The following is a 13,455-nucleotide window of genomic DNA, read 5'->3' on the forward strand; positions in this document are numbered from 1 at the left end:
AGTTAATTGATCCGCAGGCATTCATCCTGTACATGACCGGCAGAATAGGAAGTCAGACTCCATGGAACTAAGGGGTTTCGCTCGCAATCCGGACAATTTCTGGTCAGATATGGATATTTTTAAATACATAGTTAGTTTGCTAGATTTTAATTGCCGAGTTTAGTTATAGATGAACATTACCAATAAATTGTATGAGCAAATAGTAAAATGAAGTAGGGATTGGTACTAAGAGGAGGAACATACATGGAAAATGAGCTAGTTTCTTTATTTGAACAGTATTATGAGGAGCATCATTTCGCAGGAGCGGGTTTGATCAAGAGAAGTGATCATATCTTATTTGCGGGTGCATATGGATTAGCGCATAGGGGATTCAAGGTACCTAATCATATGGATACGATGTTCGATACAGCGTCGATCACGAAGCTGTTTACTGCAGCAGCGATCTTACAGCTTGTTGATAGGGGGCTGATCAGACTTGACGACCGGATAACGGATATCATCGATTTATCGGGTACCCGTATTCCAACTGATGTTACGGTAACGCATTTACTTACTCATACATCTGGTATAGCGGATGATGCGGATGAGGAACTTGGGGAGAGCTACGAAGAGCTGTTTATCAACAAACCCAATTATTCAATCCGAAATTGTATTGATTTTATCCCGCAGTTTGCCTATAAGGAGCCGAAATTCAAGGCAGGAACAAACGTCAGCTATAATAACTGCGCCTATGTATTGCTTGGACTTGCGATTGAAAAGGTAACCCATGAAAGCTATCGAGATTATGTCGTACATAACATATTCCGCACTTGCGGGATGCATAACACGTCATTTGCTTCTAAAGAGGAGAGTGATGCTCCAATCGCAGAAGGATATGCTGCCGTATATAACGAGAATAATGAAGTAGTATGGAAAAAGAATATTTATTCATTTCCGCCGATAGGTACTTCTGATGGAGGTGCCTTTACTACAGTCGGTGACCTTGATTTATTTATGCGCGCATTAATTAACGGGAGACTGCTGTCCCCAAGCATGACTCAGGAGATCATGAAGCCTCATTCTACATTCGAGCGGAAATATGAATGGGGGAGAGTTATTAATGGGTATGGTTTTCATTTTACGTACAATCTTGAGGGCGATCTGATTCGGATGTATAAAGAGGGCTCCAACGCAGGTGTGGCGGCAATGCTGGCTTACTATCCGGGGATAGATACGACCAATATCATACTAGCCAATCAAAGCTGCAATGTATGGGAGCTGCACAAGAAAGCGGAACAACTAATATTTGCATCGTACAGATAGCGTTAGGTGGTCAAAAACAACGCGTTGGATACGGCTAATTTTATTAGATTGGATAGTGAAATATTTCCTCAGGTGTGCTAGCCTGTATATGGAATAAAGTGGCTCGATTAGTCATGCGAATAAGATGCAGGAGGTGGCGAGTCGAACCGAGGCTCTACTGAAGTAGAAACACCATTCTATCTCATGTTCGAGGAGGAAGATTAATGTCCAAGCGTAGTATGTGGTATTTCTCTACAGCGTCACTTGTGTTGATTCCAGTAGCTGTGGGCATCAATTACATCGGAAAATTGTTCGCGGGCGTACTGAAGCTGCCATTATGGCTCGATGCTATCGGGACAGTGCTGGCGAGCATGCTAGCTGGCCCGATCATAGGCGGCCTGTCGGGATTTATCAACAATATCATCTACGGACTGACAATGGATCCGATCTCATTCATCTATGCGCTGACTAGCGTATTCATCGGGCTTGTTGCCGGTGTAATGTCGTATAAAGGATGGATCTCGAGCTGGGGCAAAGCTGCCGTCGTTGGTCTTGCCGTGGGAGTAACGGCAGTCATTATCTCTACACCGCTTAACGTCTGGTTGTATGGTGGACAGACGGGCAATGTGTGGGGCGATCTCTTGTATGTCTACGTCCTTAATGCGACGGATTCCATGTGGCTTGCTTCCTTCCTGGATGAGCTTGTCGTTGACCTGCCGGACAAATTGCTCACGGTGCTGGCTGCTTACGGCATATATCGTGTACTGCCTAAGAATCTGATTCACATGTACAAGAATAATGACAAGATTGATTCCCTCGAATGAAATTACATTCCTGATTTATCGATGAGAAAGGACAGGATAGCATGAAGCTAATGAGCTTGTATGTCGAACGGGAGTCTATGGTGCATCACATCGATCCCATTACGAAACTGGTTTACATCGCCACAATCATTGCGCTGCCCATCGTCTTGCCTTCTATACATACGGCCTGGATATGCATGCTTATTAGCTTTGCTATACTTGGAGCAGCCGGCGTAATCAAGCAGTCGCTGCCCATATTCGGCTTTGTCGGCTTCGTGCTGTTGACGGTCGTGCTCATTCAGGGCTTCTTCTATGTAGGCAATGAGACGGTGTTGTTTCACCTTGGCTCTTGGCCGTTCTATGAGGAGGGGCTGCTGTTCGCTCTAGGTATTGCTTTCCGTGCGCTGAATATCGTGGGGGCCTTCTTAATTCTCGTCTTGACGACGAAGCCTTCCGACTTGGTTGATTCGCTGGTGCGGAAGGGGCTGTCTCCTCGGATCGGGTATGTGCTTAATTCTGTGTTTCAGATCATCCCGCAGATGATGTCTACCGTTGATACGATCATGGATGCGCAGCGATCAAGAGGCATGGAGACAGAAGGGAAGCTGATAACGCGTATAAAGGCGTTCCTTCCGCTCATTGGCCCTGTTGTTCTTAGCTCGCTTATCGATACGAAGGAACGAACGCTGGCGCTGCAGGTACGGGGGTTCAATGTGAAAGGCGCGAAGACGTTCTTGAATGAAGAGAAGAAGTATAGACACGGATTGCTTCTGCGCTGGTTCATGCTGGCTGTCCTAGTCGGAGCCGTGATATGGAGGTTGATCGCATGAGTCTCATCGAAGTGGAACATCTCAAATACCGCTATCCGATGACGGACAAGCTGGCCTTGAACGATATCTCGCTGACGGTGGAAGCGGGAGAATTCATAGGCGTCATCGGCAAGAATATGGCGGGGAAGACGACCTTCTGCCAAGCGCTTGTCGGTCTGGTGCCCCACTTCTATAAGGGCGCATATGGGGGAAGCATCCGGATCGGCGGCCTGGACGTCAAGGAGAACGGGGTGGATGAGACGATTCGAAAGGTCGGCATCGTCTTCCAGAATCCATTTACCCAGGTGACGGGCTCGAAGCTGACGGTGTATGAGGAGGTTGCCTTCGGCTTGGAGCATCTGGGGGTATCGCGGCAAGAGATGATCGAACGTGTTGATCATGCTCTCCATCTTCTTGATATATATGCCTATCGGGATCATGCTCCATTCGATCTATCAGGCGGTCAGATGCAGCGAATGGCGATAGCGAGCGTGATCGCGATGCGGCCGCAGGTCATCGTGCTCGACGAGCCGACGTCGCAGTTGGATCCGCAAGGCTCGGAGGAAGTGTTTCGCGCGATTCAGAGCTTGAGCCGTGAAGGCATGACGGTCATCTTGGCTGAGCACAAGATGGAGAAGCTGGCCGTCTATGCCGATCGGATCGCGCTGCTCCATGAAGGAGCGCTTATCGCCTACGATACGCCTGCTCGCGTGTTCTCCCGCGAGGATCTGGCGGAGTATGGCGTCGAGCCACCCGTGTATACACGGGTGTGCCGTGAACTCGGCTTCCGCATGCCGGATACAGGGGCGTACCCTGTAACGTTGGAGGAAGCGCAGATTGCACGTATGGCAGTTGATCAAGGCGCTCAGGGTGAGGACCCGACTCCACCAGAGGAGGAGGTTCGTCATGATTAACATACAGGACTTATGCTTTGGATACCGTGAAGGGCAGAACGTGCTGCATGGGCTGACCCTCCATCTTGATCAGCGTACGACGGCGATCATCGGCCAGAACGGTTCGGGCAAGACGACGCTCGTCAAGCTGTTGAAAGGGCTGCTCAAACCTTCGAGCGGGGAGATATGGGTTCGCGGGATCCATACGAAGAGCGTTACGGTAGCGCAATTGGCAGGCAAGGTCGGACTCGTCTTTCAGAATCCGAATGATCAGATCTTTAAGCGTACGGCGTTAGAGGAGGTCATGTTCGGACCCTTGAATCTGAAGATGGACGCCTCGACCGCGAAGGAGCGGGCGCTGCAGGCGCTCGAGGTCGTGGGCATGAGCCATCGTGCGGATGCTAACCCGCACGATCTGGGTTTATCGGAGAAGAAGCTGATCAGTATAGCGTCTATTCTCGCTATGAATACCGATATCATTATTCTGGATGAGCCGACTATCGCGCAGGATGCCTCTGGAAAACGACGCATCGCACAGATCGTGGAGCAGCTCAAACGGGAGGGCAAGCTTGTCATCTCCATCCTGCATGACATGGACTTCGTCGCTGAACACTTCGAACGAACTATTGTGATGAACAAAGGACGAGTGCTGCTGGATGGCGAAACAAGAGAAGTGTTCTCCCATCAGGAGCTGCTGCGAGAGGCTGCGTTGGACACGCCTTATGTGACGCAGCTTGGCAAGCAGTGGGGACTGCCGGAGACGGTGCTGACCGCAGAGCAGCTGATACATTCATTTGCACAAACTAGAAAGCATTCGTAAATTGAATGAGCTCATAGAGCGGAACATAAATGGACTATAAGTACAGAGCGGGAGAGGTATGATCTCAGTTGCTCTGTACTTTTTTTACGCTGGGGCTTAATTTTCAACAAAATGGGTTGAGGTGATACTATTGTCGAATAAGTTAATGGGTGCGGCTGCAATTATATTGGATACCGAGGGAAGGGTGCTGTTAGTAAAGCATAGCTATGGAAAATGCAACTGGGAGATACCAGGGGGGAAATCGGAACAGAACGAGTCCGCACAAGATACTGCGCGCAGGGAAGTTGAAGAAGAGATTGGGCTTCATGTTCAGGTGGGTCCGTTGACAGGTGTATATTATGACCCGCAGTATGATATGCATCATTATGCCTTTATCTGTACTCTTTCGGAAGAGCAAATGCCTCAGCCTACCTCACCTGAGATAATAGAGTGCGGGTATTTCTCCATAGATGACCTGCCAAGGCCGTTAAGCGACTTCACGTATCAGCGTATACAAGACGCGTTAAATCGCGGTAATCCGAATCTGTTCCATACGATCGGTCCTAGACAGTGGCTAGAGTAAGGATCTTGCTATTGACTGTAACCTTGGGGATTGGCTTATGATCGTGTTGGGGTGATTCAAATGTTGATCAGTGAAGTGATGAAGATATGCAATCTGACGAAGAAAGCCATAAGCTATTATGAGCAGCAGGGACTGATTGAAATATCGTACAATCACAACGGCTACAGGGAGTTTAGTGCACAAGATATCACAACACTGAAAGAGATATCCGCACTGCGTAAACTCGGCATGAGCGTTGCGGACATCAAGTCATTCTTAGCCAGCGATGATAGACATGCGGCGCTGCAAGATCATAAATCAAAGATAGAAGCTGAGATTCAGCAGATGAGGGCTCAATATCATTGTGTGAATTATTTGCTGGAAGGAAACTGTACGCTGGCAGAGGCATATAACGAGATTGACGATCGATTAGATGGAACGATGATTATTAAGGATAAGATCATTCAAGCATTTCCGGGGCCGTATGGTGAGTATCTCTATATACACTTTGGAAAATACCTAGATGGGAAGCTGGATAGCAGGGAAAAGGTTGAGGCTTACAACCGCATAGTGGAGTTCCTTGATAATGGAGTCCATATGGAAATGCCGGAGGATCTGCAGCAGTATATGGCGGATTCATTTGCCTCGTTAAGTAAGATCAATCTGCAACAGCTAGATGAAAACTTGAATTCCATGGTCAATAACTATGAGCAATACATGGATGATAATAAGGATTCAATAGATGCGTACATAGCGTATCGCAATTCGGAGGAGTTCAAGGCAAGCCCGGCCTATAGGATGCAGCAGATTCTGTTGGAGTTCAATAAGTCGAGCGGTTATGACGAGATCTTTATCCCCAATATGAAGATATTGAGCAGTTCTTATCAGCAGTATCATGATAAGCTGCAGGTTGCCAATGAGATGCTCTTGGCTGAGTATCCGCAGTTGAAATCCTTATGATTAGACAACCTGAAAAGGAGTGAAGGCTCTATGCCTATAACAGGTCCGGCCGTTATCCTCGTGACAGGAATAATGGCAAGCGGCAAATCGACAGTAGCCCAATTACTTGCCGAGCGCTTGGAGAGATCGGTGCATTTACGAGGAGATATGTATCGGAAAATGATCGTCAACAACCGTAAAGAGGTACAACCAAACGCAGGAGAGGACGAATTGGAGCAATTGCGGCTCCGATACCGACTGGCTGCACAATCTGCGGATACCTATGTTCAAGCTGGATTTACCGTTGTTGTTCAGGATATTGTAGTCGGTCCGATGCTTAACGAATTCGTTGCTTTCATCCAGAGCAGGCCCTTCTATGTCGTCGTACTATGTCCAGATCCGTCAGTCGTGGCACAGAGGGAAGCGGCTCGTCCCAAGAAAGGATATGGGATCTGGTCTGTGGAAGAGCTGGACAGTCTGCTGCGGAATGATACCCCACGAATCGGAATGTGGCTGGATTCATCTGAACTGACACCTGAAGAAACCGTTGAAGAGCTGTTAGCGAGGCTGCAGGATGAGGCACTGATAAAGTAAGGAATAATAAGACGATGCTGCATAAGGCTCCAGTGGGTCTATTGACTAAGGCAGGTTACTTCGCGAGAAGGGCCTGCCTATTCTCTTTACGGTGATAAAATAATTAAAGTTAAGGTAAGGTGCACATTGTAAAGCCAAAGCTCATCTGGATACGTCTAATATATATAAGCTCATGAACATGTGAAGCGGGTGATGGAATGGGGATTGCTCAACTGGTGAAGAGAGCTCAGAAAGGTGATGAAGCCGCATACTTAACGTTATTTCAGCAATATGAAGAGGACTTATACCGTGTGGCATACGTCTATCTGGGCAATCAAGAAGATGCGCTGGACGTTGTACAGGAAACAGCTTACCGCTCCTTCAGATCCATCGCTAGCTTGAAGGAACCGAAATACTTCAAGACATGGCTTATTAAGATAGCCATTAGCTGCTCGATAGATGTGTCCCGCAAACGTAAAAGAGAGGTTCAATGGAAGTCGGAATACTTCGATTCCATAACAACAGGAGACGAGAGTGATCTCCCGCTGTCCATATCGCTAAAGGATCTAATCGAATCACTAGATCTGGAGGAGAAGCACGTCGTCCTATTGAGGTTCTATTATGATCTAACGATCCGTGAAGTATCGGAAATACTGAACATACCGCTAGGCTCTGCAAAGACTTTGCTATATCGAGCATTGAGGAAGCTAAGAAAACGGGTAGAGGAGGATGACATCTATGGATACCAATAATCTGAAACAACAGATTCATGATATCGTCATTCCGTCCGAGGTTCGTCATAGAAGTGAGTTAGGTATTCGGCAAGCAGTGTTGGAACAGCAGAAAGAGGAACACGGTCGTCGGGTGAGACAGCGGAATAGAACAAGATTCACTGCAATTGCTGTGGTATTAGGACTAGTACTGTTGTCTGCGGTGCTCCTCAATCACACGAAGGTATGGGCAGCTATACAGAAGGCGCTGCAATTCGTACCGGGTATAGGGATTGTGAAGGAAGAAGAGTCCCCATTGGAGCGATACATCTTGAAGCAACCGATACACTTGGAGGTCGGAGACGGGACTATCGTCATAACTGGTATTCTATCGGATGAAGAAATGACCTATATTACGATGACAGGTGTTGATACACCTAGACTGGATAGTATAATGTTGGTCAATGGACAGGGTCTAGAATATACCATAGATCGGTCCACGTCTTCATGGAGCTCGAAAGAGTGGACAGCTTCTTATTGGCATAAGGGACAATTAGAGATTAACGGAGACATCAAGCTAATCCTTAATCTGGACCCTCCAATCGAAGTGCTAGCACACTTGACAAGAGCAGAGACCTATTCCAGCTACTCCGATCTCGGCACCACTTCAACAGTGAATGGACTATCCATTACGGCGATTACGGATCGGGTAGGGGATAAGATGCGAGTTTCGCTGGTTACTCCTCCGAAGAAGGATTATACCATTAGCGACTATGGGTTATACGGTGTGTACCTACATGATGCTAGTCGTAAATTACATGTAGTAGACAGTAAGGGCAAGCAATTAGGAATCGAACATATTCGAGGGATGAGCAGTCCAGCGAGTGATTTCTACTTTCAACTATCGGACAATGGGGATAACGGATATACGCTCACTATACCTGAGATCAGCGTCACTTATCAGGATGAGGTCTACGTCAAGATCCCGACAGAAGCGCAAGAGCAGATGAATCAATCGATCGAGATTGCGGGGTATCCTGTGACGATAACGAAGATTGAGCGAATTCAGTCAGACGTCCTCAGGGTTTACATGGATTTACACTATAACGAGCAAGCAACTGCTTCTCTTTATAGTTTTGGCATTGAAGCATTAAGCTCCATGGCTCAGCTTCATGAAGAGTCCGGTGCCATTCAATTCATTGAAATTCCAATTGAACCAGATAGTAAGGATGTTAACTTGAAGCTGATTAGACCGGAAGTCGTCATGAGAGGACCTTGGAACTTCACATTGCCTGCGGTCAATCAGATGGTTGAGGAATGAGGCTAGTACAGCAACGATTGAGGAGGAGTTCGTATGAACAACATTATCGATGTCATTTATCAAGCCCCAGACCCAGCGGAATATATCGCATTAAGAATAGCTGCCGGTCTAAGTTCCAAAGATCTCTCTGGCGCCAAGATCGCGATGAACAACTCTATCTTCGCTGTTACTTTAAGAAATCAAGATAAGCAGCTTATCGGAATGGGCAGAATAATAGGAGATGGCGGCTGCTTCTATCAAGTTGTTGATATTGCAGTAGATCCTGCCTATCAAGGCAGAGGATTCGGTAAGCTGATCATGTCGGAGATCATGGATTACCTAGAGAACAATGCGCCAAAGGATTCTTACGTCAGTTTAATTGCGGATATCCCAGCAGACCAATTATATAAGCAGTACGGCTTCGACTACACCACACCTAGATCGGTAGGGATGTACAAGAGATACTAATCAGCTTGTTAGCTGTAACTATACATCAGTATGAGAGGTCTGTATAATCGTGATAAAAATGAAGGGGGTTGAATATGGTCAAAGTAGCTTATTTAGGTCCCAGGGGTACATTTTCAGAAGAGGCTGCCCATCAATACTTCGTTGATCACACCAACTGGGTGATGTATGACTCTATATTGGACGTGTTAGAAGCCGTCAGTAATGAAGAAGTAGATAAATGCATTGTTCCGATTGAAAATTCGATCGCAGGCAACATTCATATGACGATAGACGGCCTCTTGTTGTATAACCTGCATATTGAAGCGGATCTGATCTTTACGGTGTCCCTTCATCTGATTGGGAGTTCGAATGCGGATATCCGTCAGATCACGACTGTAAGATCCATCATTCCAGCGGTGAATCAATGCAGAGAGTACATTAAGCGCAACCATTTTACAACAGAGTATACGGACAGCACAGCGAAGGCCGCTCAATCTATTCAAGACTCGTCTACGGTGGCTGCGATAGCTTCGAAGATGGTGGCAGAGGAATATAATTTGAAAGTGCTCGATAGCGAGATTCAGGATCATTCCGCGAACCACACGCGATTCATCGTAGTCGGCAAGACAATGCCATTAGGAACCGATCAGAAGAAGACAATGCTGTTAATAACGCCAAGCAATGAATACCCTGGTGTATTGTCCTCTATCCTAAATGTGTTCGCTGCGCTCGGAATCAACCTGACATGGATTGAATCAAGGCCGACGGGCAAGAAGCTGGGTACCTATCGTTTCTTAATGGAGACCGAAGCGGGTCAGGACGATCAGCGTATGATCAAAGCGATAACAATCTTTGAAACGTTAGGACATCAGGTTCATGTGGTGGGAAGTTACTCGACAGTTGTACTGTAGTTAAATAAAAGACCGGTAATCTCACATTTGAAGGTGGAGGATTACCGGTTTTATTATTGCTATGAATGGCTCCTAATCGTGCTGTAGCTTTATAGATAGGGCTATTCAGACTGTTTGTTGTTCTCTAACTGAATACGAATTCCCTCGCGGTCGATCTGAATCCAATATTCTGCGATTTTATTCTGTTCCACACGGTAGACTGCACTGGCGATTTGAACTACAGGTTTGCCTGTTGGAGCATATCCATCAACATCTCCCACATGTGTGCCGACCTGCTTCCAACGCACGTAGACACGATCATCCTGCTCGATAAGTTCTTGTATCGTCAGACTAAACGAACCATAAACGTCGATCATCTCACGAACATGATCAGCATAGTTGGCAGGACTCCGCTCTAAGGTTTCCTCATTTTCCGCTGTTACTTGGTGAGCCAACACGCGTTCTGTCATCAGTTCATGTGCCGCATCAGGGTCTTTCCCGGAACGTACTTTTTCAAAAAACAGTTGTACAACCTCTCCTGCAGTCATTCGAATCCTCCAAACGATAATATGCAATATTCTACTATAATAGGGTGCGAGATAGCTATACAAGAATGGTAGAGCAAAAGACGAAAACTATATACACAGTAGAATAGCAGGTACGGAGGGGATTGTGAGTGTCTATTTGCTTTATCTTGACAAAGTAAATTAACGTGAGTTAACATATCGGTAGTGGTAAAATATAGTACTCAAAGGTTGGATCAGTATGAATCATCCAGATATATCCCTAAGGGAGCTAAATAAGGCGAGAACGAAAGTGGCATTATATGAAGCCTGTCTGTCCTTAATTGAGGATAAGATGTTTCGAGAGGTAATGCTTGATGATATATGTCGTGAAGCAGAAGTGTCGCGGGTAACGTTCTTTAAGCTGTTTCAGAAGAAGGAGGATTTGCTCGTCTACTTCATGCGGATCTGGTTAACGGAGCGTATGATCGAGATCAAGGTGGAGGGGAAGCAAGGATTCGCGGCTGTTCGTCACCTTATGAGTAAAGTAGCGGAGCAGGCGAATGAAGCAGAGGGATTAATGCCAAGCCTCATATCATTTCTAGTGGAAATGAAGATGCATCCCTGCATGCCAGAGCTTAGTAAAGCAGAGGTGCGGCTGCTGTTCCCTGATCATGAGGAATTGGGCGCACAAAGTCCGAACATGTTCGAACTGTTCACACGATGTATGGAGGAAGCGCGCTCGCAAGGCAATCTCAGAACAGACGTCACAGTGGACATGGCTGTACAGGTATTATTCACTGTATTTTATGGGGCATTTTTAACAGCGCATCTGTATGCTTCTTCAGATATAAATGCCTTCTACGAGTCTCATCTCCAATTGCTTGAGAATCAACTGAAATGATAAAGGAGCGATACAGTTCATGAGCAGCGTAATCCCGGGGCGATATACAGCCCACATAGATGGATCTTTCGTGGTGTTTATAATCGGTATGCGAATCAACAAGCTGTGGGCCGTACACCGATGGCTCCCGGTATTCATGGCTATGAATCCTATGATGCAAGAGCTGTACCGCAACCGTGATCTAGGTTTCCTGGATGCTAGCTTTCATTTCTCGTGGCGCGGAGTGTCGGTCGTTCAATACTGGAGGTCATTCGAGCATTTAGAACAGTACGCTAGGCAAGGGGCAGTCCATTTGGAGGCTTGGCGCAGCTTCAACCAGAAGGTTGGAACGAGCGGAACTGTCGGCATCTATCATGAAACGTATCTAGTCCCTGAGGGGCAGTATGAATGTCTATATAACAATATGCCTGTATATGGTCTTGCGAAGGCAGGGAGCCATGTTCCGGCAATCGGTAAGCGTGAGACAGCGGGCAGAAGGCTGGGCCGAGACAGCGATCCCGCTGTTCCAACGCCGGCAGCACCGGAAGTGAAATACCACGATTGATGAAGGGCTGCTGTTGGCAGCCCTTATAGGGATAAGCTCCACTTTGATGAAAATGTTGTACAGTATGCAACAATAACTCGAGGAGCTGTTGTTGTGAGGGTAAAATGTTGTGCAAAGTACAACAAACCTAGCTATAAACATAGCAAAATGGCTCGATTTAAGGCGAAATGTTGTATGATGTACAACAATTTGAGCAAAATGAGCGATTTGGTTGCCAATTGTTGTATAAAGTACAACTTGTGGGCCATGATCCAGGGATCGGTAAGCGTGAGACAGTGATCCCGCTGTTGGCAGCCCTTATAGGGATAAGCTCCACTTTGATGAAAATGTTGTACAATATGCAACAATACCTCGAGGAGCAACTGTTGTGAGAGTAAAATGTTGTACAAAGTGCAACAATCCAGCCGTGAACATAGCAAAATGGCTCGATTTAAGGTGAAATGTTGTACGATGTACAACAATTTGAGCAAAATGAGCGATTTGGTTGCCGATTGTTGTATAAAGTACAACTTGTGGACAAGATGACCATGTTCCAGCGATTGGTTTACAGCAGCAGCTCCGCAATACCCTCTTTCATCTCATAGTAGCAAGTGTATTTACCCTGATCTATCGGGCGCAGCAGCCCTTTCTCGACCATACTCTGAAGCCATTTGCGTGCTGTGCGGTAATTGACTTTGTAATGGTCGATGACGTCCTTGGGGCGAATGGGTCTGCCTAAATTCCAGGCTAATCGCAGCACATCCTGCTCTGCAGATGAGACAGTGGTTGCCGCCTGGCTTCGAATCAGATAGGGACTTATATTGAGCTGCAGCAGCATGCGGCACACTTCGGGCCGGTGCTTCACGTCGTCAAAGGAAAAGTGAATCATCTTCCATCCCATTCCTGTTAGAAAGGTATCACGGTTCAAGGCATAGCTGAATGCCTCGCGATCCATGTCCTTAACGTGACTCTGGAACCCGTCGCATTCAATGCCGAATTGGCCAAACGACGGAAGAAAGGCGAAGTCTAGAAATTGTGACTTGCGATTCCAGTCGTATACCTCATACTCCGGGTGGAGGTGATCCAAGTTACCGAACAGCGGCCACCATACATTCTGAAGCAGCAGCTTTTCAGCATATTGATGCCCCCTTAACAGCCGACCTTTCCTTTCGCCACTGCGAGAGGCCAGATGACGCTCAAGAAACACTTGATGGGCTTGCTCAAAGTTCAATCCTACTCCCTCCTTCTCATTAAAAACAAAAAAACGCCCTAATGCCGAGAGGCATAAGGACGTTCTTCGTCTACAACAATTATATCATCGCAAGTTCCAGTTACGCTATCCTATTGTATATCCGAATTATATTATTCTATGCTTCAATAGCACTGTAGTTTGGCTCACCATGTTTATGATCTCGAAGGTACTAGACTAGTACCACTGTAAACATATTGTCTCGTACGTAGGCGATAAGAAGCGGATCTGCCGCAAGGCTACTGGCAACATAATCAGTATACGAATACT

Annotated in this window: 16 protein-coding genes; 14 read left to right on the plus strand and 2 right to left on the minus strand. The window is 46.7% G+C overall.

Annotation, left to right across the window (positions count from 1 at the left end; all coding sequences use genetic code 11):
• Nucleotides 1–243: 243 nt before the first annotated feature.
• From ACXX53_RS19440 to pheA, 12 genes are all read left to right on the plus strand, one after another.
• Nucleotides 244–1,302 carry a serine hydrolase domain-containing protein gene (locus tag ACXX53_RS19440; RefSeq protein WP_458570348.1) on the plus strand — a complete coding sequence of 353 codons (1,059 nt, stop codon included), beginning with the start codon at nucleotides 244–246 and terminating at the stop codon, nucleotides 1,300–1,302.
• Between the two features lie 203 nt (nucleotides 1,303–1,505).
• Nucleotides 1,506–2,105, plus strand: a complete 600-nt coding sequence (locus ACXX53_RS19445; protein WP_458570349.1) for an ECF transporter S component — start codon at nucleotides 1,506–1,508, stop codon at nucleotides 2,103–2,105.
• Between the two features lie 41 nt (nucleotides 2,106–2,146).
• Nucleotides 2,147–2,914 (plus strand): energy-coupling factor transporter transmembrane component T family protein, encoded by a 768-nt coding sequence (locus ACXX53_RS19450; protein WP_458570350.1) that lies wholly within the window; start codon nucleotides 2,147–2,149, stop codon nucleotides 2,912–2,914.
• Nucleotides 2,911–3,807 carry an energy-coupling factor ABC transporter ATP-binding protein gene (locus tag ACXX53_RS19455; protein WP_458570351.1) on the plus strand — a complete coding sequence of 299 codons (897 nt, stop codon included), beginning with the start codon at nucleotides 2,911–2,913 and terminating at the stop codon, nucleotides 3,805–3,807. Before ACXX53_RS19450 ends, ACXX53_RS19455 begins: the two co-directional genes overlap by 4 nt.
• On the plus strand, nucleotides 3,800–4,606 hold the full coding sequence (locus tag ACXX53_RS19460; RefSeq protein ID WP_458570352.1) for an energy-coupling factor ABC transporter ATP-binding protein: 807 nt from the start codon (nucleotides 3,800–3,802) through the stop codon (nucleotides 4,604–4,606). The genes ACXX53_RS19455 and ACXX53_RS19460 overlap by 8 nt, the downstream gene beginning before the upstream one ends.
• A gap of 130 nt (nucleotides 4,607–4,736) precedes the next feature.
• Entirely contained in the window at nucleotides 4,737–5,168 is a 432-nt protein-coding gene (locus ACXX53_RS19465; protein WP_458570353.1) for an NUDIX hydrolase, read from the plus strand.
• Nucleotides 5,169–5,228: 60 nt separating this feature from the next.
• On the plus strand, nucleotides 5,229–6,107 hold the full coding sequence (locus ACXX53_RS19470; protein WP_458570354.1) for a MerR family transcriptional regulator: 879 nt from the start codon (nucleotides 5,229–5,231) through the stop codon (nucleotides 6,105–6,107).
• Between the two features lie 30 nt (nucleotides 6,108–6,137).
• On the plus strand, nucleotides 6,138–6,680 hold the full coding sequence (locus ACXX53_RS19475) for an AAA family ATPase (RefSeq protein WP_458570355.1): 543 nt from the start codon (nucleotides 6,138–6,140) through the stop codon (nucleotides 6,678–6,680).
• 197 nt (nucleotides 6,681–6,877) lie between these two features.
• Complete coding sequence (locus ACXX53_RS19480; RefSeq protein WP_458570356.1) at nucleotides 6,878–7,411, plus strand: sigma-70 family RNA polymerase sigma factor; 534 nt, start codon at nucleotides 6,878–6,880, stop codon at nucleotides 7,409–7,411.
• Nucleotides 7,398–8,690: a hypothetical protein gene (locus ACXX53_RS19485; protein WP_458570357.1), complete on the plus strand. Its 1,293-nt coding sequence runs from the start codon at nucleotides 7,398–7,400 to the stop codon at nucleotides 8,688–8,690. Before ACXX53_RS19480 ends, ACXX53_RS19485 begins: the two co-directional genes overlap by 14 nt.
• 33 nt (nucleotides 8,691–8,723) lie before the next feature.
• Nucleotides 8,724–9,137, plus strand: coding sequence for a GNAT family N-acetyltransferase (locus tag ACXX53_RS19490; protein WP_458570358.1), 414 nt, complete (start codon nucleotides 8,724–8,726; stop codon nucleotides 9,135–9,137).
• 74 nt (nucleotides 9,138–9,211) lie between these two features.
• Nucleotides 9,212–10,027 (plus strand): prephenate dehydratase, encoded by an 816-nt coding sequence (gene pheA, locus ACXX53_RS19495; RefSeq protein WP_458570359.1) that lies wholly within the window; start codon nucleotides 9,212–9,214, stop codon nucleotides 10,025–10,027.
• Nucleotides 10,028–10,128: 101 nt separating this feature from the next.
• On the opposite strand, the gene ACXX53_RS19500 is transcribed toward pheA, so the two are convergent.
• A complete protein-coding gene (locus ACXX53_RS19500) occupies nucleotides 10,129–10,554 on the minus strand; it encodes an ester cyclase (protein WP_458570360.1) in 426 nt (141 codons plus the stop codon).
• Nucleotides 10,555–10,771: 217 nt separating this feature from the next.
• Between ACXX53_RS19500 and ACXX53_RS19505 the strand changes: the two genes are divergently transcribed.
• Together ACXX53_RS19505 and ACXX53_RS19510 are read left to right on the plus strand one after the other, a co-directional pair.
• Entirely contained in the window at nucleotides 10,772–11,413 is a 642-nt protein-coding gene (locus ACXX53_RS19505) for a TetR/AcrR family transcriptional regulator (RefSeq protein ID WP_458570361.1), read from the plus strand.
• A 19-nt stretch (nucleotides 11,414–11,432) separates the two neighbouring features.
• The gene (locus ACXX53_RS19510; protein WP_458570362.1) at nucleotides 11,433–11,957 is read left to right on the plus strand and encodes a DUF4188 domain-containing protein; all 525 of its coding nucleotides are present in this window, start codon (nucleotides 11,433–11,435) and stop codon (nucleotides 11,955–11,957) included.
• A gap of 544 nt (nucleotides 11,958–12,501) precedes the next feature.
• Here ACXX53_RS19510 and ACXX53_RS19515 read toward each other — a convergent pair.
• Entirely contained in the window at nucleotides 12,502–13,167 is a 666-nt protein-coding gene (locus ACXX53_RS19515) for a hypothetical protein (protein ID WP_458570363.1), read from the minus strand.
• Nucleotides 13,168–13,455: the final 288 nt, after the last annotated feature.

It is taken from the genome of Paenibacillus marinisediminis (genome assembly GCF_054343325.1).